Genomic DNA, 21795 nt, shown 5'->3' on the forward strand with positions numbered 1-21795 from the left:
ATTTCTCAACTTGGAGTTATTCCCTCTCTGTCCACTATTATTCGCTCCAAATCTGCTCTTTATCCCTTGGGATTGTCTTGGCAGCCAGATTAACTGCTACCCCTACTTATTGAGCCGATACGTTTTGTTTACGGATGGGGTTATATCAATTACAACGAAATGAATCGTTTGATGAAATCTCATCAAGCATACAAAGAATTGCCAGCCAAGGTAAGTCAACAAATATTAATGATATTAGACAAAAATTGGAAGTCTTTTTTTGAAGCAGTCAAAGCTTACAAAAATAACCCCACAAAATTCAGCGGTCGCCCGAAATTACCGAAGTACAAAGATAAAGTCAAGGGTCGGAATATTCTAGTCTATACGATTCAAGCCATTAGTAGCAAGGAACTCAAGAAAGGAATTATCAAGCTTTCCGGTACTAATATTTTAATTAAAACCCAGGTCAAACCAGAGAAAATTTGTCAAATTAGATTAGTGCCAAAATGTGATTCCTATGTAATTGAGGTAATTTACAATGCCTGTACCCAGCCGGAGTCCACCGTCGAGAACAAAAAAGAATTAGTAGCTAGTATCGATTTAGGATTGAATAACTTAGTAGCGCTAACTTCAAATCAGCCGGGATTTGTCCCATTACTGATTAACGGGCGACCACTGAAATCAATTAATCAATTCTACAACAAACGTAAGGCACAACTACAATCTCAATTAAAGGGAAATCGCTGCTCCTCCTCACGCCTTGGGCGCCTAACTCGTTGCCGCCATCAAAAAGTTGATAACTACTTGCATCACACCAGTCGGCAGATAATCAATCTGCTTGCATCAGAAAAGATAGGGATGCTAGTAATTGGCAAAAACCCACAATGGAAAAACGAGATTAATTTAGGAAAGAAAACTAATCAAAACTTTGTCAGCATTCCTCATTCTCGACTAATTGAAATGTTGAAATACAAAGCTGAATTGGTCGGAATAAAGGTAATAGAGCAAGAAGAATCCTATACTTCCAAATCTAATTTTCTGAATTTAGATCCAATTCCTGTCTACGGAAATATTGGCTCTCAGGATGTCACATTTAGTGGGAAACGAATTAAGAGAGGATTGTATAGAACGTCGTGCAGTAGATTGATTAATGCCGATGTTAACGCATCTTATAATATCTTAAGAAAAGCAATCCCAAATGCTTTTAGCGATGGGATAGGGAGCTGCGTAGCTCAGCCGAGGCGGGTCAATCCGCTCGAAGTGAAAGGGAAAGGGGAGAGACTTGATGCCTCCCACGTCATATCATAGATGACTATACTTTTACCAGCTATTTTATGCAAATTACGACTGTCGCCGGCCCTGCGGGGCGACTCAATCTCACCGACACGGGCGCAGTAAGCAGCGCACAACCACAACCCATCCCCCTCCTGTTAGTACACGGTATGGCATACCACCTCGGAGTCTGGGACGAGACGATCGCACTTTTGCGCGCCAATCTCGGCCCAAACCAGCGCATTCTGGCGATCGACCTCCGGGGCCACGGCGCATCCGATCCGCCCGCAGACGGCGACTACACACCCCATAGCTGCGCCACCGACATCATCGCCATCCTCGACGCCCTGAATATCCCCCAAGTAGCCCTCGTCGGGCACAGCTTCGGTTCCCTCGTCGTCCTCGCCACCGCCGACGCCGCCCCAACCCGCATCACCCGCGTCATCCTAGCCGATCCCCCCGGTGACTTTAACTACCTGCCACCATCCGTATACGAAGAACAGATGGTTCCCTTCCTCGCAGCGCTAGCGGGCGATGACTACCGCGCTGCGGCAGAGGAAAAGTTCTCCCAAGCCCTCGAAGGCGGTACTGCTGCGACGCGGGAAACCACGATCGCACACCTTAGGGCCACGCCGCGCGATCGCCTCATCGGTATGTACAAAGGTATGTTTGCTTACGATGCAGTTGGTGCGATCGATCGCATCCTTGCAACTGGGGGCACTCAAATCTCAGCAGTCCTCGCCCCGGCCAACTCCTGGCCCTTCAGCCTCCACCTACTCCGCCCCCAAATTGCCACCACCGTCATACCAGAAACCAGCCACTGGTTGCAGCTTGATGCGCCGGTTCCCTTTGCCGAAGCAGTGACAAATCAGTTGACAGTTGACAGTTGACAGTTGACAGTTGACAGTCAACTGCATAGGGCGGGCACGGGGGCACCGCCCCTACAGACTGTCAACCTGTCAACGGCAATCATCCAACAAAGCATCAAGTTCAGCAGCGACTTTCCACGGATTTCGACCTTTGAAAACAGCAGCGATCGCAGCTTCATAGGGATTTCTGCCAGTTTTTTTGACAGCCGCGATCGCCTTTTGGTTAGAAAATCCCCGCCCGCTAACCAACCAAGCAGCCAAAACCTGTCCTGTGCGCCCAATCCCGCCACCGCAGTGAACCACCACCCGATCGCCCGATCGACTTGCAGAAGCCAAAAACGGTAAAATGCGATCGACTAAAATCGAGCGATCGGCCAATTCAAAATCTGCGATCGGAGCCCAGCAAACGCGATCGCACCCAAAAACATTTCGATAGGTTCCCAACAAGTCAGAATAGCCGATGAGTTGTGTCTCAGGAAGCAAGCAGCAAACTCGATCGATCTTCTGTCGCCGCATAAAATCAATCCAGCCAGCAACTTCCTCATCGCGGTATCCCGGTTTTGCCGCACCAAACACAACTAATTCATCCTCCGCAGCCGCCGCAAACTTGTACATCAGCCCTCAATTTAAATCATAAAATAACTTAGAGATTTTTAGATATTCTTACTTTACTTCTTAAGTGGCTAGCTTAACTGTCTAACTGTCCTGGACGTTCACCATAAATCAGGACAAAGTTGATATATCAGCGTGCAGCGTTAGATTTCAATAAATCAGGCAATCAACCATGCTATTTAAGTATGGCGATAAGTCCTATTATTCCAATTCACATTGCACTCAAATTCACAGCAAAGTCTTGAGTGCAATGCTCACCTATCGCCGCATCTGGCATCTGCAAATAGCCAATTAGATTTGCAATTTGTAGATAAGCTCTTAACGTATCGCGATACTTTCTATCGCCCGATACAGTTCAGACAAATAGATCGTTATTCTTGGAGAAATTTAACATGGCTAGGATTCGAGGTACTTTTAATGACGATTTGCTAGAAGGCACTCCTGACAACGATACCCTGTCAGGGTTGGCAGGGAACGACACACTCTACGGTAGAGCCGGAGACGATGAGCTTGATGGTGGTTCTGGTGCAGACAAAATGTATGGTGGTAGCGGTAATGACAAGTACATTGTCGATAATATTGCTGACATAGTTGTCGAGAATACTGCCGAAGGTATCGATCTGGTAGAATCCACCGTCAGCTACACTTTAGGAGCAAACGTCGAAGACTTGCATTTGAAGGGAACTGCTGCTATTGATGCGACCGGAAACAACACCCACAATGCTATGGTAGGCAACGATGCCAACAACTCGATGTATGGTTTGGGCGATCGCGATTACTTATTTGGTGCAGGCGGTAACGACTTCCTAGATGGTGGTGATGGCGATGACCAAATCTATGGTGGTACGGGGGACGACATCATATATGGTCGTGCTGGTGCCGACGACATGAATGGTGGTAGCGGTAATGACCTTTATTTGGTTGATAATGTTGCTGATTTAGTTACCGAGAAAGCTGCCGAAGGTACTGATACCGTAGTCACTTCCACTATCAGCTATACTTTGGGTGCAAACGTCGAAAACCTCACCTTGAGTGATGCTGCTGATATCGATGGCACTGGTAACGAATTGAATAATTATATGCTGGGTAACGCCGGCAAGAACTTCATCAAAGGTGAGGGTGGAGACGATCAAATTAATGGTAGAGGTGGCAATGATATCATTCGTGGCGATAATGGGAATGACACGCTTACAGGTGATACCGGCAATGACTTTGTGTTTGGCGACAAGGGTAACGATATCCTGTACGGCAACGATGGTAATGACCAACTTTTAGGTGGCGGTGGCAACGATACCCTCAATGGCGGTAATGGTAACGATATCTTAACTGGAGGTGGGGATATAGATCCTGCCGGCAACAACATTCTCTGGGGTGGTGCAGGTGCCGATGGATTCAGATTCTATTTTGCTCCCACAGGCATTGACACCATCAAAGACTTCCAGGTGAGTGAAGTTGACAAAATTGAAATTCACCGCAGTTTTGGTGCTACCTCCCTCGACCAATTCAGCTATAGCAAGACTACTGGTGATTTATTCTTCGGTCAAGTTAAGTTTGCCACTCTTGAGAATAAGCCAGCAGACTTCTTAGTATCGCGAGATATTGTGCTATTACCATGAGGAGGAATTGAATTGTATCTGAGTTAAACAGACTTGACATTAAGTCTGTTTAACTCAGATATTACATCATCATTATCTAAGGTATGTAGTTGCGCTTCAGCGCTCTTATCGGGTATGTAGTTGCGCTTCAGCGCTCTTATCAGGTATGTAGTTGCGCTTCAGCGCTCTTATCAGGTATGTAGTTGCGCTTCAGCGCTCTTATCAGGTATGTAGTTGCGCTTCAGCGCTCTTATCAGGTATGTAGTTGCGCTTCAGCGCTCTTTGGTATGTAGTTGCGCTTCAGCGCTCTTTGGTATGTAGTTGCGCTTCAGCGCTCTTTGGTATGTAGTTGCGCTTCAGCGCTCTTCGGTATGTAGTTGCGCTTCAGCGCTCTTTGGTATGTAGCCTTTCCATAGATGAAGTATGACTGTAAATCGAGTTTTTAGGCGCATACCTTAGTACATAATAACTCTAACGAGTGAGTTCATCCCAACAGCATCCGCCAATCTTTCGCTCGCAGTATTATATTTAGAAAGAGCGCCCAAGCGCAACAACGTACCTTTTGGAAAACATCAAAATCTGACGCACCATAAAAGTCTATAGTAGCGTGCTAGTTACAATACCGGATGCAAACAAAAGAGTACCCATTGGGTACTCTTTTGTTTGTTTAGATGAAAGCATAACTGACTGAATAGCTGAATCTGACACTTTCATAAAAACCTAAATCCTTTGCAATATCTATCTTTCAAACTTAATGCCTAGATGTTTTTGGGACTTCGGCTTAAGTGGCTAGCTTAACTGTCTAAATGTCCTGGACGTTGGCCGTAAGTCAGGACAAAGTAGATATATCAGCGTGCAGCGTTAGATTTCAACAAATCAGGAAATTAACTAGATGATGTTTAATTATTCCGGGATTTCCGATTGTTCTAATTCGCATTCAACTCAGATTCACAACAATGTGTTTAGTGCGACGCTCACCTATCGCGACAGCTTGTATCTGCCCGATCGCAAAATCGATCGCTTGTGAATCTAATTCGCAATTTGCAGATTGGTTCTGAACTTTGAGAACCAGAGAAAACAAGCAAACAAACTACAAATTTTAGGAGAAATTCCGATGGCAGAGCCAATTATCGGTACATCATTCAACGATACGTATTTGGATGGTACTAGCGGGGCTGATACTATCTATGCCTTAGCGGGTAACGACTCCTCATCCGGCGGGGCGGGCAACGATACGATGTATGGAGGGTCTGGAAATGATACCTTGTGGGGATACTCGGGCAATGACCTCATCTTGGGTCAAGAGGATAATGACTACCTCTATGGCGAGCAAGGCGCGGATACCGTCTGGGGAGGTGCAGGCAATGATTATATCAACGGTAGCAATGGTTTATTCAATCTTACCGATTCTGCCGATCGACTTTACGGAGAAGCCGGCAACGACACCTTAGATGGTTGGACTGGTAACGACACCCTTTACGGTGGATATGACAACGACCTTTTGCTTGGTTCCTTCGGTAATGACTACCTCGACGGTGACTATGGAAACGACAATCTTTATGGCGAACCAGGAAACGACACGCTGTATGGTGGTGGAGGGGCAGATAGGTTTATTTTCAACTTCAGCCCAGCCTATGAAGGTATTGATTTAATCCAAGACTTTCATTACTGGGAAGGTGATAAAGTCGAAGTCTCCATCAGCGGGATGGGAGTGTCTTCAATCAATGATTTCCAATACAACAACAGCACTGGCGCCTTGTCGTTTAAAAACCAACAATTTGCCAAAGTGCCGGGTGGATTCCGTCCCAGTTCGGATATCGTTTTCGTCCCTTAGGAATTGTCGCTCTGATTAGGAGTTGTTTGAAAATTTTGATATTTCTGGCATTTACTTACGGGTAGCTAGCAACTGGGTTTTTTACAATAATGCTTGGCACTTATGCGGCAGATTTTGCAAAAAACCCGGTTTTTTTAGTTCGGTTGCCTGGGGCCGGGGCTAAGTATAATTAGTATGCTAGCAGTCAAGATATTAACGAAATAGCCAAGAAATTTCAGTGACAACTGGCAATGCGATCGCACTTGCAAAAATTAGGATTCGCTCAATAGCCATCGCGGACATCCTATCGCATCAAGGTGCCTCGGTCTATCGAGCGCCCGTTTTTTATGCGCTATAATACATACAACTCGATGTATGCGCTATAGCACATAAAAAAGGAGCAATATGGTAGTCACCTCTGCGAATCAATTAGCCGTTACCGTTCGAGAGTATCGCAAAATCGATCGGCTCAGTCAGGCAGATGTCGCCGATCGCGTGGGATTGCGCCAGGAAACCATTTCCGCCTTTGAGAATCAACCCGATCGCACCAAACTCGACACGCTATTCCGCATTCTGTCCGCCTTGAACTTGGAAATTCACGTGGTGCCTAGAGGAACTAAATCCTCAAGCTGGGATCGAGAATGGTAACATCAAAACCTGTCGATCGCCTCAATGTTCTAATGAATGGCATCTGCGTCGGACAACTGACGAAGTTACCGACAGGCGCAATTGCCTTTCAATACGATCTCCAATGGCTTGCTGCACCAGGAACCCGTCCCCTGTCCCTCTCGCTGCCACTGCGCCAAGACTCGTATCAAGGCGATCGAGTTTACAATTTTTTCGATAACTTACTTCCCGATAGCGATCGCACCCGCGCCAAAATCCAGGCTCGCTTTCAAATTAAGAGCACCCAACCCTTCGATTTGCTAGCTGCGATCGGGATAGACTGTGTAGGCGCGATTCAACTTTGTCCGATGGATGCTATTCCCAAACAGACAGACATTATTCAGGCTAAACCTCTTGCGACGAATGAGATAGCAGCCCTATTAAGCGGAGATAGCGATGCACCATTAGGTATGGTGCGCTCAACCGATGAGTTTCGCATTTCCATCGCAGGTGCCCAAGAAAAAACAGCCCTCCTGTGGTATCGAGATCGGTGGTGCTTGCCTTTTGGAACAACCCCAACCAGCCATATTTTTAAACTACCGATCGGTGTTTTATCCAACAACAATATCGATCTCAGTGAAAGTTGTGAAAATGAATGGCTTTGTTTAGAAATTGCGAAATCATTTGGATTGCCCGCTGCTCGTGCTGAAATTCAATTGTTCAATAACGTGAAAGCCTTAGTAGTCGAAAGATTCGATCGGCGTTGGTCAAAGGACGGACAGCGGCTGCTCCGTTTGCCTCAAGAAGATATGTGTCAGGCCTTAGGGCGATCGCCCAGCTTAAAGTATCAATCTGATGGCGGCCCGGGAATTGTAGAGATTATGCAAATTCTACTCGGTTCAGCGGATGCCAGCGGCGATCGAGAACGCTTTTTACAGACGCAAATTTTGTTTTGGCTGTTAGCTGCAACTGACGGACATGGCAAGAATTTTAGTATTTACCTGGAAGCAGAAAACCGCTACCGCCTCACGCCTTTATACGACATCATTTCTGTTTATCCTCTAATGGAAACGAATGCTGTACGAAAGCAAAAAGCAAAAATGGCGATGGCAGTCAGAGGGAAGAAAAACTATTACTATTGGGATAGCATTCAAGCCAGACATTTCATCTCAACGGCAAAACTTGTCAACTTTTCAGAAACTCAAGCCGAGGAAATTGTGCGAGCAATGTTGGGACAGGTGGAGGAGGTAGTCGCACGAGTGGCCACTGCATTACCGGAGGATTTTCCAACACACATTAGCAATCCTATTTTTGAAGGCATGACTGCTTTAGCTCGATCGCAGTTGCGATCGAAACTTGCTTGATGACTTTGACAACACTTAGGAGCGCGAATTAAATAATTTACACAAGTTTGTGGGATGGGCGTCCCACAAGAACAATAAAGATTGTAAGTTATTTAATTCTCATTCCCCGACAACCAGGGGGATGCGAGGGGATCTCCGGCGCATAAATAGTGTTAAGTGAACCGTATTGGTGCATAGTTTCCAAACGGGATTAGCAGATTTGAGTGCGATCGCTCGCAATGAAATTGTGTTAACAATCTTTGAAAACGCGCCTGGGGCAGGGGCGAAGCATTCGGATGTTTGGTAGCCTTTCTTAAGTGGCTAGCTTAAGTGGCTAACTGTCCTGGACATGATTCATGCAGTTGAGTTATTTTGTTAATGTGCTGATAAGTCGCAGCACTGTTTAAATTTGTAAGAATTTTAATCAAAAGCTTGAGTTTGTTTATAGGCACTGCGACCTATAAATAGTCAGCTTGCAAGTTCCCTTCGACTTTACCTATTTGTTTAACTCCAAAAATTGTAATTATTTTAATTTTAATTGTTGTTAAACAATTCTAGGTTCATTATTTCAATGACAACTTTTTATCAGGTAAGACATCATGGCTTTACAACAAGATCCATCCGAGCCGCGCCGCTTAATTGGTGACAATACATCCGAAAATGTTTTTTTATCGATCGCAGATACCAATAATTTTCCTTTGGGAGTCTGGATGCTCGAAGGTGACGATACAGTTAACATTTCAGCAGCTAACAATTTGGTGTATGGCAATGAAGGAGAAGACGTTCTCAGGGGAAACTCGGGTAACGATTCCTTATTTGGAGGCAGGGGGAAAGACTTACTAGGTGGAGAGGCTGGAAATGACTATCTCAGCGGAGGGCAAGATGCAGATTTGATCTATGGGTTTGGGGGAAACGATATTTTATTGGGCGGTAGAGGCAATGATTTCTTAGTTAGTGGTAATGGGTTTGACACTCTGATCGGGGGTTTGGGACGAGATATTTTATTGGGATTTGATGACAATGTTTCTGGGCCTAAAACCGGCAGCAACTTGTATGTCTTGCAAGCAGAACCCGGAGTTACAGATGTCAATAATGCGGATGTGATTAGCCTTTTCAGAGTTGGTTTCGATCGAATTGGATTAGCAGGGGGTTTGACTGCTGGCGATGTAGTTTTGGAAAACCTGACAAATGTGACAATTATATTGGGGTTTGATGGGCCACAAATTTTAAAAGACCAAGGTCTGACAAGTTTACTAAATCCTGGCCCTATTGTAACGACAGGAACTCTCATCAAAGTTAAAAATTCCGGCAATATATTGGGTTTTGTTGATGGTGTAACTTCTGCCCAGGTTCAAGGCAATATCATCTCGGTTCAAGGATTCTAATTTTCCATAACCACACGGTACTCTTGACCGGATAGAATCACTTTGTTCGGTTGGATCAGTTTCGTCGTAATAATCGGGGCGAAGCATTAGGATGCAAATCTAATTGAGTTTATTTCAAAAATAATCGTCCAAATGCTTCTCCCATACAACTGTCAACTAAGAGAGGGCGGGCACGCACCATCCACCGCCCCTACAACTGTCAATTATCAACTGTTTACGATCGCCCCCAACACCTCCAAAGTGGCTTTCTGAGCTTGTGTAATGCCCGTGACTCCGGTAATATTCATAGCTTCATAGGGCCGATCGGCTCTGAGAGTTTTCAAACATTCACCTGTATTGACATCCCACAGCTTAATCGTCTCATCAGCACTGCTGCTTGCAAGCACAAAGTCGCGATTTTGGGCCTCATTCGAGACAACGGGACGCCACGCAACAGACCAAACTTGACTTGTATGTCCCTCCAGAATCTTCGTGCACTCTCCCGTGGCAGAATCCCAAAGTCGAATTGTGCGATCGTGCGAGCAACTAGCTAGCATTTCACCGTCGGGACTCCACACCACCGCCCTTACCCTATTGCTGTGTCCCTGCCAAATTTTCAGACACTTACCAGTGTTGCTATCCCAGAGTCGGATGCTTCCATTCTGCGAAGCACTAGCAAGGATTTTGCCATCAGGACTCCAAGCTACAGATTCCACCCAGTTTTTATGTCCCTCCAAGATATTTAAGCATTCGCCGCTGCTGGTATCCCATAGTCGAATAGTTCGATCGTGACCACCGCTAGCAAGGATTTTACCATCGGGACTCCAGGCTACACTGCTAATCCAATTGCTGTGTCCCTGCAAGATTTGCACGGATTTCCCCTGTTGAATATCCCACAACCGAATGCTCAAGTCGCCCGCTGCACTCGCGAGAATTTGACTGTTAGGACTCCAAGCGACAGTCCATACCCAGGCTGCATGACCTTGCAGAGTTGTCAAGCATTCGCCGCTGCTGGGATTCCAAAGCCTGATATCGCAGTCATCGGAACCACTGGTGAGGATACTGCCATCGGGACTCCAAGCTAAACTCCAAATCCAATTGCGATGCCCCTGCAACATTTTCAAACACAATCCTGTATCGGGATTCCACAACCGAATCCGACTGTCGGCACTGCTGCTTGCAAGGCTTCGCCCGTCGGGACTCCAGGCTGCGGCAAACATGGAATTGCTGTATCCCTGGAAGGTTTTGAAACTGCGACAATCACTCGATCGCTCGCCGTATACTTCCCACAGTCGCACAGTTTGGTCGTGGGAACCGCTAGCGATGGTTTTGCCGTTGGCACTCCAAGCCACAGTCACAGCCCAAATCGAATTGGTGTGTCCCTCTAAGGTTTGCAAGCATTGACCGATTTCTGTATCCCAGATTGTGATGTTATCGCCTCCACTGGCAGTGGCCAACATTTTGCTATCGGGACTCCAAGCGACTGAGAATACACCAGAATCATATCTTTGCAAGGTTTTGAGACATTGACCGCGATCGGCATCCCAAATCTTCACACAGCCATCTTCGCTACCTGTGGCGAGTAGTTCTCCATCGGGACTCCAAGCCATAGACCAAATTTCACTGTTATGTCCGGATAAGATATTGAGGCACTCACCGCTGTGGATATCCCAGAGTCGAATGGTTCGATCCAAGGAGGCATTGCCGAGGATTTTACCGTCGGGACTCCAAGCAACAGACGAAATCCGATTGCTATGTCCCTGGAAGATGTTGATACATTCTTGGGTACGAGTATCCCAGAGTCGAATTTCGCGATCGTCCCCAGCAGCGAGGAGATGTCCGTTCGGCTGCCATGCTAAGCTTCTGACGGTGGCTTGATGTCCTTCCAAAATTACCAAACAATTGCCAGATTCAATATCCCAAAGCCTGATGCTGCGATCTTCACCTGCACTGGCTAGCATTTGACTGTCTGGGCTCCAAGTAATTCCCCAAATCCAACCAAAATGCTCTCTAAATATCCCTCTGCATTGTCCGTCAGCAACCTGCCAAACTGACACTATATTGTTGCTATCTCCGATCGCCAGTAGTTGACTGTCGGGGCTGAAAGCAACTCTTAAAATACCGCCTAAGGGCTGAGTAAATCTGGCTTTTGACAGGTCAGAATGGGCAAAATTAACTCGATGGAGATTGGCATCTTGAAAATCTGCTTGCCAAATACTGAGATAGGAAAAATCGCTGTCGCTGAGGTCAACTTCCAGGTGGCGCAACAGATTGATTATGTTACCGCCCGCATATCCAGTTTGATTGGGACATTCGGTTTGCAGGCGATATAAGATTTGATGCAATTGATAAACAATGTCTTTTTTCGAGCCTAACTGGTTCAGCAACCGGGCGACTAGCGGCATCACAATTACGCGAATTTGGCTGTCTCGAATATAGTCTTTGTCCTGTGCTTTCATCAGGGCATAGGTTTGCAATAGGGAAGTTGAGGACAAAGGAGTAGAGGATGAGCGATCGGCAATTTCATCACAAATGCGATCGATCAGCGTCTGGGTGACATATTCCATCACCACAGGTTGTAATGTAAACTGACCTGCGTTAGTTTCAATCAACGATCGCCATTTCAAATTTTGCAGGGCTTCCATCAACTGCGTTTGGGATGCGCGAGCATTCAAATCTTCTCGAAGTTCGGCAAAGGAAACCCATTCGCGATCGATCGCCAACCAGCACATTACTTGATGCTCTAAGATTGAAAGACGACTCCATTGTTGTTGAATTAAATCTGCAACATCGCCAAATACAGTAACATTTTGTGCTAGGAAAAGAGCAATATTGCCGCTGAACAAATCTCGAATGGTGGTGGCAACGATTTTTAATGCCAGGGGATTGCATCCATAGCGATCGCACAAATCCTGTTTTTGACTCTCCGATCCAGTTAATTCCGTCGCCTTAATCAATGCTTGGGAGGCTTCTGGAGAACCACCCAAGGACAAGCCCTGTACTGCTAAGTCGCCCGCTTCCGATTGAGCAAATTGATTGCATTTTTCCCGGGTGGTTAACACCAAACAGCTTTGATGGCGAGTTTCGGCCACCGCGCGCAACATTTCTCCGTAAGCTTCATAGCCGGGACGATATTGTCCACTCTGATTCCCAGGTTGTGACAGGCTTTCGGTATTATCGATCACCAGCAGACAACGATGATTCTGTAGACACTGAATCAAGCTGCTAATTTCTGCTTTTGTATCCTGTTGTCCTGAGAGAAATGAGACTAATTCTGCTAAGAAAGTTTCCGGCGGCGGGGCATTGCGGAGACTTCGCCAAATGACGTAGCTAAATTGGTTTTGTAGCTGTTCTGCCAGTTTTACAGATAAAGCCGTTTTCCCGATGCCACCAATCCCAAAAATACACACCAACCGACAATTATCTTGCAGAATCCATTGGGTGAGGGTGGTAAGTTCTGCGGTACGGCCGTAAAAGCGGGAAACATCTATGGCTTCTCCCCAATTTTGGGCGATCGACTTTACGGGTTCTCGTTGTGGGGCTTCGGGTTCTGGCTGGATGTAGTCTTGCTCGGTTATAGTCAGGTTAAAGGCGCGAAATAGCTCTTCTAGGGTTTGGCGATCGACTGCTGCTTTGCCACTTCGCAACCGTCCGAGCGATCGAGCACTGAGCCCTGTCAAATTGCTCAATCGCTCCAATGTGTAAGCAGAACCGCCATTTTCAGCAATGGCTAATTGTTCCTGGGTATTCTGTAGACGCTGCAAACCCCAATCTGAAAGAATCACGCCTCGGCGCTTGCGCTTTTGCGGCAGTTTAGTCATATCTTAAATTTCAACTATTCCAACTTGAACTTAGGACTTGTTGTTACATTCGTAGTGTCATTTAACCGCTATAAGATTCGTTCGTAGTGCGGACTTGAGTCCGCAGATTGAGAGCGGACTGAAGTCCGCACTACAAACCGTTCGTAGTGCGGACTTGAGTCCGCAGATTGAGAGCGGACTGAAGTCCGCACTACAAACCGTTCGTAGTGCGGACTTGAGTCCGCAGATTGAGAGCGGACTGAAGTCCGCACTACAAACCGTTTTTTTCTGGTAATCGACCGGACACGAGATCAACTGTCAACTGTCAACTGTCAACTGTTTTTAAAGCTTGTCATATCTCAAATCCAGATTCAACCCGTCATTTGCCGTAGTCAATTGTTAAGAAACCGATACAAAAGCATCTATTTCTCCTCGCAACTCGTCTTACTCTATATCGAGTCCGAATGATTAGCGACTATTTTATCAGGGACAATGCAACACTTAACTCAGAATGATTTTCAAATTTTTTCAGGATGCTTACAGGAACTATACAAAACTTGTAGCGTTGAGGATTTCTCATCTCATCTGCTGGCGATCGTCTCGAAGGTTATTTCCGCAGTAGATTATACATACACCACCCTCTCCTTCGAGAACAGCAAGACTACCACCCTGGACTATAAACCAGCCCCTGGGTTCGATCGCCTCGATACAGTGAATTTTGAGAAAGTTGCTCACCAGCATTTTTACGAAAACCCTCTAGTCGGTAATTATCTCCGAACTCGTGACGATCGAGCGCATAAGGTTTCAGACTTCTTAAACGAGCAGCAACTGCACCGTCTGGAAGGATTGTATGGAAAGCTGATGCAGCCTAGAGGAATCAAGGATCTGATCGCAGTTTCACTACCTCTTACTTTGGCTGCTAAATCTGCGAGCAAGCTCTACTCTGGACAAGATGATATTATTGCGATTACACTTTTGGGAGACCGGATTTTTACTGAGCGCGATCGCTATTTATTCAATTTACTGCACCCTCATCTGGTACAAGCGCAGCAAAACATGAATCAGTTTGCCCAAATAGAACAGGAGTGGGTAGAACAGCGTCATACTCTGGAAGCATTGGGAATTATTTCTCTCAACGGAGATGGGCAAGTTCAATTCATCAGCGAACGAGCTTTGCATTGGCTGAAACAGTATTTTCAAGACTCACAATTTTCAACAAAATGTTTGCCAGACAATTTGCACCGATGGGTTAAATATCAGTTGTCGCTGGTAAAACCTACTGATGAAATTCCTGCACCTCATTTACCGCTGAAATTAGAACAGGCAGGAAAACAATTAGTTGTGCGCTTTCTGACTGAGCAACCGCTGGAAAAATATCTATTGTTGCTTGAAGAAGAAGAGTTTTTGACTCTATCATCCGTATCCTTGGAATTGCTAGGGTTGACCAAGCGGGAAACAGAAGTATTGTTTGAGGTGACGCAAGGTAAGACTAATCCAGAAATTGCGGCAACACTGAGTCTGAGCAGTGGTACTGTGAGAAAGTATTTAGAACATATCTACTCAAAGCTGGGAGTACAAACTCGTGCGGAGGCTGTAGTAAGTGCTTTGAAACAGCTTGGGAAACTTCGTTAAAGTGGGAATTTACTGATTGTATTCCCAAAAAAGTTGTTCGGATGGATAAGAATTCCGACTTCTTAGTAGAATCGGCTCATTTCCCAAAATCGATTTTTATCTCTCTTTGGTTACTTTAGGTAATTTTAAAATCATGTCAAATCTTGTGAGTCCAGAAGATTCCGATCCGACGGCCCAGACGAATGACGAGTCGATCGCACTTGCGATCGCGATTACCGTTATTCCTCAAAAAAACGGGCGTTGCGTTAAAATCAGTCATGACCAATTATTCAATCTAAAATCCAAAATCCAAAATCCAAAATCCAAAATAGCATGAGTCTCAGCTTGCGAACAGTCACTGCTACCAGATATGTTACTCCCTTGCGCGAGGGCGGTTCGCTACCGGCGATCGTCGAAGCAGACGATGATGGTATGTACGTACTCAAATTTCGCGGTGCGGGCCAGGGAGTAAAATCTTTAATTGCAGAGCTCGTGGCGGGGGAAATTGCTCGCGTTTGCGGGCTACCAATCCCCGAAATTGTGTTTGTGGAACTCGATCGCGAACTCGCACGCACGGAACCAGATCCCGAAATTCAAGATTTAATTCGCGCCAGTGCAGGCCTGAACCTCGCCCTCGACTATCTCCCTGGTTCCATCACTTTTGACCCGATAGCGGACAAATCTAATGCGGATCTCGCCTCGGAAATCGTCTGGTTCGATGCTTTTGTCACCAATATCGATCGCACGCCGCGCAATGCAAATATGCTGATCTGGCACCGCCAGCTTTGGCTGATCGATCACGGGGCAGCCCTCTACTTCCAACATACTTGGAAAGATTATCTCTCCCGCAGTCGCGATCGTTTTCCGGCCATCAAAGACCACGTTTTGCTGCGCTTTGCGAGCAAGTTGGAAGTGGCAGATTTAAAAATGACTCAGATCCTAACGCCAGAAATTATTCGCAGCATCGTTGAATTAATTCCTGATACTTGGCTGGTTGAAAATTCCCCTTTTAGCGATAGCAACCAACATCGGGATGCTTATATTGAGTATTTGCTAAACCGACTAGAATCACCGCACATTTTTTTGGAGGAAGCGATTAGTGCCCGATCGATGTCTGTATGATTATGCGATTATCCGCGTGGTTCCGAAAGTCGAGCGCGAAGAGTTTGTTAACGTCGGTGTTATTGTTTCCTGCGGTGCCAAAAAATTCCTCGAAGCCCGCATCGAAATTGACGAAAGTCGCTTGAGGGCGATCGACTCAACCTTAGATCTGGAACTGATTCGCCACCACCTAGCCGTGATTCCTGTCATTTGTGCGGGCGCTAAGGAGTCTGGCGCGATCGGTCAACTTCCCCACCGAGAGCGCTTTCACTGGCTTGTAGCGCCCCGCAGTACGATCGTTCAGACATCGCGGGTACACACTGGTTTTTGCGAAAATCTCCCAAGTGCGATCGAACATTTGCTCGATCGAATGGTGCGATCGTCAGTTGACAGTTGACAGTTGACAGTTGACAGTTTGAGAGCTACCTCTACCCTTAAAGAATAAAAATTCAATAATTTCAGCATCTTTACGTCCGGTAGCTTTGCAGGCAAGGATTGAAACATCGAAATTGCTTAAGTTATTAAATTGCCATTCCTAAGTCAGAGGATTGGAGTAATGAATCGTCTTTTTAATTTCTCCCTCAAATGGTTCCGGCTTTCAACCAATTATTATTTCTGGTAGATTTTAGATTTACTTATTTTTTAGAGAAAGATGAGAAAACAAGAGGAAAAGCAGATCGAGCTAATTGATTTTAGCCGATAACTGACATCAGATTTTCTGCTACCTCAGCGGGACCATCTCAGTTTTGCATTTGTAGTGCGAGCGTCCCCGCTCGCGTGCTTTATAAAGCACGCGAGCGAGACGCTCGCACTGAAATAAAAAATGCTTTTTACAAAAATGAGATGCTCCCATCTCAGCCTGCTTTGCTGAAAAGTTCAGGATAGGGAAATATCCATTTTCAACTGCACCAACAGCCAAAGTTTAACACTTTAGAACATCGGGAGCATCCCATTTTTGCTTTCAGATCGCGGACGGTTGCATCATAATAATATATTTGGATCGAAGCAGTGCGAGCGTCCCCGCTCGCGTGCTTTATAAAGCACGCGAGATAAAGCACGCGAGCGAGACAGCACTGCGTAAAAAATGCTTTTTACCAAATTGGGATGCTCCCGGAACATCAAGCTATTTGGCACGTTATTGCTCATTTTCCAAAACCAGGATAAAGCATTGCCATCCCTTGCGGTTCGTGGCTGTATTTCCCACTTTGGGAAGGTTTGTATGTCTCATTGTACAAACAGAGGCTATCAGGATTTTTCACCACAAACTGCATCATTCGCCGATGGGCTTCTCCTCGGAAAAACTGTTTCAGATCGGCTTCTGAATGCCAGTAACTCACCATAATCACTTCCTTTGGCCCGCAAATTCCTGCTTTCACTTGCACGCAGCCTTCAGCTTTACGAGTCGAAGTGCCGATCGACACCAGATTTTTCCACATCCAGAAAAACCCGATCGCGCGGCGCGCCACAAAGCCATTGACAAACACCACTGCCTCCGGGCTATCGGGCAAATCGATCTGGTAAATGGAATATCTGTTTGCATTTGCCATTTTCAGACTCCTTGATAATCTTGCTACCTGGAAGTTTTATATTCAATTTTACGAGTATTAATTAAATTGAACACTTATGCTTAGTGTATATTCAACTTATTGAGTATGTCAACCCCCAGCCTATGTCTCTTAGCTATGCCATTCTGTCAGTCTTAGTCAGCGCCCCCAGCAGTGGCTACGATCTTGCCAAGCGCTTCAATCCCTCTGTGGAAGGATCCGTTGGTTTTTTTTGGAGTGCCAGCTTCCAGCAGATTTACCGAGAATTGAACCGCCTGGAAGAAAAGCAGTGGCTGCAAGCCGAATCCGTACAGCAGGAAAATCGACCCGACAAACGTGTCTATACGGTGACGGGATTGGGCAAACAGCAGTTGTGTCAATGGATTGCTGAGTCGGAGGAGATGGCACCGATCAAGGATGAGTTACTCGTCAAACTCTATGCTGGCAATCTGGTTTCTTCTCAGATAATCGTGGCAAAACTCGAAGCGCACCGCCAGCAACACCAGCAGCGATTAATGATTTATCAACAAATTAAAACTCAGGAATTTATAAATCCCCAAAAGTTGTCAAACAGCCTAAAATTTCAGTACATAACGTTACTGCGCGGGATTCACTACGAAACAGGCTGGCTAGCTTGGTGCGACGAGATCCTGTTGTTGCTGCAATAAGTGCAAGATGAAAGCAATAATTTAAGTAAGTCGGCGTAAATAATTCAAGGTTTGTAGTAAGGGCTTTAGCCCTGTTTTGAGGGCTAAAGCCCTCACTACGAGCAAATTGAGCGTATTTTAAAATTACGTAACATACTTTCTCTTATTACTGCCTACTTACTTACTAAAATTAGACTAGATTGCAAAATCGTAAAAAAACCTGAAATTATCTGCGTTTATCTGCGTTTATCTGTCTGACATCTGCGGTTGAAATATCGACTGAAAACTTATGCAATAAATCTCTTGTACAATGTTTATATTTTGCACTTCAATTAGCGAAACTTTTGCTAATTGCGTTAGCGATTTTTGACTGAAATAATAAGCTCTTTTAGTTTTTATATTTGGGACTGACTGGCGTCCCCAGCCAACAAAAATTGGATGATTTTTGAGATTTGATTTAAATACTGAGCGAGCTTATTTTCAAACATAAATCGCATTTTTTTGAAAATTTAATTGTTAATTTTCCGCAATCCCCCTGACAACTGCTGTATCAAAAGGCTAAGCTAGCTACAAGCTTAAACTTCCTTTTCTAGAGACAAACCGCAGCCAATTTCACTCGCCTTTTAACTATGGCAAAAGAATTAGCAATAGACACTCGCGGACTTACCAAACAATTCGATCGCCATATTGCCGTCAATGACATCGATTTGCAAGTCGGCGCCGGGGAAATCTGCGGCCTCATCGGCCCCAACGGTGCCGGCAAAACTACCTTGCTGCGAATGTTGGCCTCCGCTGAAGAACCTACTACAGGGGAAATTTACATCAACGGCAAGCGCTTGTTGCGCGATCGATCCAACCCCACTCTCAAACAGCGCATCGGTTTTCTTCCCGATGACTTTCCGCTTTACGACGATTTGACTGTTTCCGATTATTTAGATTACTTTGCCCGACTCTACAACCTGCGGCAACCCCGGCGCAGAGAGCGCATCTATGCAGTTTTAGAACTCGTGCAATTAACCAACAAGCGCAACAGCTTAATTTCCACTCTGTCGCGGGGAATGAAGCAGCGCCTGAGTTTGGGGCGCACGATCATTCACGAACCGCTGTTGTTGCTGTTAGACGAACCAGTTTCGGGTTTAGATCCGATCGCGCGATCGCAATTTCGCGAAATCATCAAATCCTTGCAACAAGCCGGCATGACTGTAGTCATATCATCCCACGTTCTCAGCGATTTAGCCGAACTTTGCACCTGGGTAGGGATTATGGAATTGGGCTATCTTGTCGAAAGTGCCCCTTTACAAGAACTTTACAAACGCCTCGGGAAACAGCAAATTGTCATGGCAACTTTGGGGAATATAGAAGCACTGACATCGGAACTCAAGAACTTTCCTTGGGTTGAAAGTTGGGAAATAGTGCCGGAAACTAATCAGGTGTGCGCTCATTTTTCAGGAAGCCGCGAAGATGCAGCAAATTTATTGCGCGAGCTCGTCAATGCCAATATTCCCCTCACCGAATTCCACTGCACTCAAGAAGACTTAGAAACTATCTTTCTGAAAATGGGACACAAACAAGCTTCTTAAATAGCCTTGGACGGACGGGCGATCGGAAACCGGTTGTTTTACCAAAATCTACGATCGGAGCCGCGAGACTCACAAAAAATCCGGTTTGTGGGGTCTAAATGCGTCCCAGACTATTAATATCAAGTCCGATCAATTACCATAACAATGAAAGTCCGCAAAAGCGGATTTCAGTCTGCATAATGCGGACTGAAGTCCGCACTACGAACCAATTTTATAACGGTCAATCGACCGGACGCGATCTAAATCTCACAACTTCCAATTTTTCACTTACAACTCAAAACAATTAGCTATGAATCTCAACTTGCTAGACACAATCGGTAACTGGAATTCCCAGTTATTTCGAGAACTTAAAGGCCGCCTAAAAATTGGGCATATTGCGATCGCCAGCTTCCTTTCCCTCGGCAGTCAACTGGTGCTATTTTTGTCGTGGAGCAGCCAGATACCCGTTCCGCCCGCTGCCACCAATTACCAGTACCCGACTCATCACAGATTCTGCACTGGATTTGATGGCAATGCCAAAGGTGATTCAATCAAGTGTATCAAAGATGCGGCAGGAAATTTCATCATTCACTGGCCGTCTTGGTGGCTAGAAATATTCCTGTATTTGAGCATATTTAGTGCGATCGCACTTTTCGCAGCCGGCACTTATATGCTCGTCAGTGACTTAGACAAAGAGGAACGTCGAGGCACACTCAACTTTATTCGCCTCAGCCCCCAATCTGCCACCACAATTTTTCTCGGCAAAATTCTCGGCGTCCCAATTTTACTGTATCTGGCAGCAATTCTTGCTGTACCGCTGCACCTGTACAGCGGATTAGCAGCTCAAATACCCCTGCATCATATTTTAGGTTTCGACATAGCAATGGTAGCTAGCTGTGCTTTATTTTACAGCGGCGCAATGCTATTTGGTTTAACAACCAGTTGGTTGGGAGGGTTTCAGCCTTGGCTGGCTAGTGCTGCGGTTTTGGGTTTTCTTACCACAGCTTTTAATGCACCATCCATCGGTAATGCTGGGGACTTGTTAACATTTTTATCTCCGGCTGCTGTCTTGAAACAGGTAGCTTATCAAGTTAATCAGTCATCCCATTCTAACATTAGCTGGTTGACTGGAGAGATCGATCGTGTGGAATGGTTTCATTTGCAGATTGGCAAAAATTTTGTATCTTCTACTGCCCTATCTTTATTGATTTGTGCAGTAGCAACCTACTGGATATACCAGGGATGGCAGCGTCGCTTTCCCAACCCCACCGCCACTGTTTTGAGCAAGCGACAAAGTTATTTGCTGGTGATTTCCTATCAGTCAATAATTTTAGGATTTGCACTCCAATCAAATAAATACTCCCTTGATGAAATCGTCTGTTTGTCGATTCCAAATTTGATGATTTTCTTAGCTTTGATTGCGGCTTTAACCCCGGAAAGACAAGCCTTGTATGATTGGGCGAGGTATCGCAGACAAATAGTTCCCACTAGCAGTCAGAAGTTGTGGCGCAAATACCCGATTCTCGATTTGATTTGGAGTGAAAAAAGTCCAGCATTAATTGCCATAGCAATCAATCTTCTCAGTTCTACGGTGATTTTAATACCTTGGCTGCTGGTGAATCACACCGCTTTTCCTGCCACGATCGCGTTTATCAATCTTATCCTGATTTACGCGGCTCTCACTCAGCTATTCATGTTCGCAAAAATCCGAAATCAGGCAGTTTGGGCGACTTGTACAGTCGGAGGCGCTATCTTTTTACCACCAATTATTTTGTCTGTGCTTTCCCTCTACCCAGCAAAAGCTCCTTTCATGTGGCTGTCTTTAGTATTTCCCATCTTTGGATCTTCATCCGATCAGTCAATATATACTATTTTGTTCTCGATCCTGGGACAGTGGACTGTGTTGGTGCTGCTGAATCTGCAATTGAGCCGGCAACTCCGTATCGCTGGGGAATCGGCATCTAAAGCTTTGCTGAAGGCTTGAAAAAATAGAAAGGCGGTTGAAACCGCCTGCTATTTTGGAAAGGGCTACTCCCAGAGTCCAAGGAGTGTCAACTTAAGACTGAAATCCTTGAGAAAT

The 21795-nt window shown here is 45.6% G+C and carries 17 protein-coding genes and 1 pseudogene; 15 read left to right on the forward strand and 3 right to left on the reverse strand.

Features of this window, described 5'->3' with window-relative positions; all coding sequences use genetic code 11:
• Positions 1–117: 117 nt before the first annotated feature.
• Both QZ938_RS18775 and QZ938_RS18780 read left to right on the forward strand, forming a co-directional pair.
• Positions 118–1287 (forward strand): annotated as a pseudogene (locus QZ938_RS18775) (RNA-guided endonuclease InsQ/TnpB family protein); the annotation flags it as partial.
• 26 nt (positions 1288–1313) lie between these two features.
• Positions 1314–2141, forward strand: coding sequence for an alpha/beta hydrolase (locus QZ938_RS18780; protein WP_293352808.1), 828 nt, complete (start codon positions 1314–1316; stop codon positions 2139–2141).
• Positions 2142–2210: 69 nt separating this feature from the next.
• Here the strand turns inward: QZ938_RS18780 and QZ938_RS18785 are convergent, their stop codons facing one another.
• Positions 2211–2735 carry a dual specificity protein phosphatase family protein gene (locus QZ938_RS18785; protein WP_293352806.1) on the reverse strand — a complete coding sequence of 175 codons (525 nt, stop codon included), beginning with the start codon at positions 2733–2735 and terminating at the stop codon, positions 2211–2213.
• A 389-nt stretch (positions 2736–3124) separates the two neighbouring features.
• Between QZ938_RS18785 and QZ938_RS18790 the strand changes: the two genes are divergently transcribed.
• From QZ938_RS18790 to QZ938_RS18815, 6 genes are all read left to right on the forward strand, one after another.
• A complete protein-coding gene (locus QZ938_RS18790; protein ID WP_293145578.1) occupies positions 3125–4348 on the forward strand; it encodes a calcium-binding protein in 1224 nt (407 codons plus the stop codon).
• 871 nt (positions 4349–5219) lie between these two features.
• Complete coding sequence (locus tag QZ938_RS18795; protein WP_293145581.1) at positions 5220–5354, forward strand: hypothetical protein; 135 nt, start codon at positions 5220–5222, stop codon at positions 5352–5354.
• Positions 5355–5441: 87 nt separating this feature from the next.
• Positions 5442–6161: a calcium-binding protein gene (locus QZ938_RS18800; RefSeq protein ID WP_293352804.1), complete on the forward strand. Its 720-nt coding sequence runs from the start codon at positions 5442–5444 to the stop codon at positions 6159–6161.
• A gap of 384 nt (positions 6162–6545) precedes the next feature.
• Positions 6546–6788 carry a helix-turn-helix domain-containing protein gene (locus QZ938_RS18805; protein ID WP_293145588.1) on the forward strand — a complete coding sequence of 81 codons (243 nt, stop codon included), beginning with the start codon at positions 6546–6548 and terminating at the stop codon, positions 6786–6788.
• Positions 6782–8110 carry a type II toxin-antitoxin system HipA family toxin gene (locus tag QZ938_RS18810; RefSeq protein ID WP_293145591.1) on the forward strand — a complete coding sequence of 443 codons (1329 nt, stop codon included), beginning with the start codon at positions 6782–6784 and terminating at the stop codon, positions 8108–8110. The genes QZ938_RS18805 and QZ938_RS18810 overlap by 7 nt, the downstream gene beginning before the upstream one ends.
• A 578-nt stretch (positions 8111–8688) precedes the next feature.
• Positions 8689–9474, forward strand: coding sequence for a calcium-binding protein (locus tag QZ938_RS18815; protein WP_293352802.1), 786 nt, complete (start codon positions 8689–8691; stop codon positions 9472–9474).
• 206 nt (positions 9475–9680) lie between these two features.
• Here QZ938_RS18815 and QZ938_RS18820 read toward each other — a convergent pair whose 3' ends face one another.
• Complete coding sequence (locus tag QZ938_RS18820) at positions 9681–13274, reverse strand: NACHT domain-containing protein (protein ID WP_293352800.1); 3594 nt, start codon at positions 13272–13274, stop codon at positions 9681–9683.
• Between the two features lie 471 nt (positions 13275–13745).
• On the opposite strand from QZ938_RS18820, the gene QZ938_RS18825 reads away from it, so the two are divergent.
• The 4 genes from QZ938_RS18825 to QZ938_RS18840 all read left to right on the forward strand — a co-directional run bounded on the left by QZ938_RS18825 (position 13746) and on the right by QZ938_RS18840 (position 16362).
• Positions 13746–14885: a helix-turn-helix transcriptional regulator gene (locus QZ938_RS18825; RefSeq protein ID WP_293352798.1), complete on the forward strand. Its 1140-nt coding sequence runs from the start codon at positions 13746–13748 to the stop codon at positions 14883–14885.
• Positions 14886–15018: 133 nt separating this feature from the next.
• The gene (locus QZ938_RS18830) at positions 15019–15201 is read left to right on the forward strand and encodes a hypothetical protein (RefSeq protein WP_293145603.1); all 183 of its coding nucleotides are present in this window, start codon (positions 15019–15021) and stop codon (positions 15199–15201) included.
• Complete coding sequence (locus QZ938_RS18835) at positions 15198–15986, forward strand: HipA family kinase (RefSeq protein ID WP_293145606.1); 789 nt, start codon at positions 15198–15200, stop codon at positions 15984–15986. The genes QZ938_RS18830 and QZ938_RS18835 overlap by 4 nt, the downstream gene beginning before the upstream one ends.
• Entirely contained in the window at positions 15964–16362 is a 399-nt protein-coding gene (locus QZ938_RS18840) for a DUF3037 domain-containing protein (RefSeq protein ID WP_293145608.1), read from the forward strand. The genes QZ938_RS18835 and QZ938_RS18840 overlap by 23 nt, the downstream gene beginning before the upstream one ends.
• Before the next feature lie 745 nt (positions 16363–17107).
• Here QZ938_RS18840 and QZ938_RS18845 read toward each other — a convergent pair.
• Complete coding sequence (locus QZ938_RS18845; protein ID WP_293145611.1) at positions 17108–17512, reverse strand: DUF4188 domain-containing protein; 405 nt, start codon at positions 17510–17512, stop codon at positions 17108–17110.
• A 122-nt stretch (positions 17513–17634) separates the two neighbouring features.
• Between QZ938_RS18845 and QZ938_RS18850 the strand changes: the two genes are divergently transcribed.
• From QZ938_RS18850 to QZ938_RS18860, 3 genes are all read left to right on the forward strand, one after another.
• The gene (locus QZ938_RS18850; protein ID WP_293352796.1) at positions 17635–18177 is read left to right on the forward strand and encodes a PadR family transcriptional regulator; all 543 of its coding nucleotides are present in this window, start codon (positions 17635–17637) and stop codon (positions 18175–18177) included.
• 608 nt (positions 18178–18785) lie between these two features.
• Positions 18786–19736, forward strand: coding sequence for an ABC transporter ATP-binding protein (locus QZ938_RS18855; RefSeq protein WP_293352794.1), 951 nt, complete (start codon positions 18786–18788; stop codon positions 19734–19736).
• Positions 19737–20025: 289 nt separating this feature from the next.
• Entirely contained in the window at positions 20026–21699 is a 1674-nt protein-coding gene (locus QZ938_RS18860) for a hypothetical protein (RefSeq protein WP_293352792.1), read from the forward strand.
• The last annotated feature ends 96 nt before the right edge of the window (positions 21700–21795 follow it).

This window comes from Microcoleus sp. CAWBG27 (assembly GCF_020883145.1).
GTDB lineage: Bacteria > Cyanobacteriota > Cyanobacteriia > Cyanobacteriales > Microcoleaceae > Microcoleus.

Coding starts and splice junctions, on each gene's coding strand:
- QZ938_RS18780 (WP_293352808.1), top strand. CDS start 1,314: ATGCAAATTACGACTGTCGCCGGCCCTGCGGGGCGACTCAATCTCACC.
- QZ938_RS18785 (WP_293352806.1), bottom strand. CDS start 2,735: ATGTACAAGTTTGCGGCGGCTGCGGAGGATGAATTAGTTGTGTTTGGT.
- QZ938_RS18790 (WP_293145578.1), top strand. CDS start 3,125: ATGGCTAGGATTCGAGGTACTTTTAATGACGATTTGCTAGAAGGCACT.
- QZ938_RS18795 (WP_293145581.1), top strand. CDS start 5,220: ATGATGTTTAATTATTCCGGGATTTCCGATTGTTCTAATTCGCATTCA.
- QZ938_RS18800 (WP_293352804.1), top strand. CDS start 5,442: ATGGCAGAGCCAATTATCGGTACATCATTCAACGATACGTATTTGGAT.
- QZ938_RS18805 (WP_293145588.1), top strand. CDS start 6,546: ATGGTAGTCACCTCTGCGAATCAATTAGCCGTTACCGTTCGAGAGTAT.
- QZ938_RS18810 (WP_293145591.1), top strand. CDS start 6,782: ATGGTAACATCAAAACCTGTCGATCGCCTCAATGTTCTAATGAATGGC.
- QZ938_RS18815 (WP_293352802.1), top strand. CDS start 8,689: ATGGCTTTACAACAAGATCCATCCGAGCCGCGCCGCTTAATTGGTGAC.
- QZ938_RS18820 (WP_293352800.1), bottom strand. CDS start 13,274: ATGACTAAACTGCCGCAAAAGCGCAAGCGCCGAGGCGTGATTCTTTCA.
- QZ938_RS18825 (WP_293352798.1), top strand. CDS start 13,746: ATGCAACACTTAACTCAGAATGATTTTCAAATTTTTTCAGGATGCTTA.
- QZ938_RS18830 (WP_293145603.1), top strand. CDS start 15,019: ATGTCAAATCTTGTGAGTCCAGAAGATTCCGATCCGACGGCCCAGACG.
- QZ938_RS18835 (WP_293145606.1), top strand. CDS start 15,198: ATGAGTCTCAGCTTGCGAACAGTCACTGCTACCAGATATGTTACTCCC.
- QZ938_RS18845 (WP_293145611.1), bottom strand. CDS start 17,512: ATGGCAAATGCAAACAGATATTCCATTTACCAGATCGATTTGCCCGAT.
- QZ938_RS18850 (WP_293352796.1), top strand. CDS start 17,635: ATGTCTCTTAGCTATGCCATTCTGTCAGTCTTAGTCAGCGCCCCCAGC.
- QZ938_RS18855 (WP_293352794.1), top strand. CDS start 18,786: ATGGCAAAAGAATTAGCAATAGACACTCGCGGACTTACCAAACAATTC.
- QZ938_RS18860 (WP_293352792.1), top strand. CDS start 20,026: ATGAATCTCAACTTGCTAGACACAATCGGTAACTGGAATTCCCAGTTA.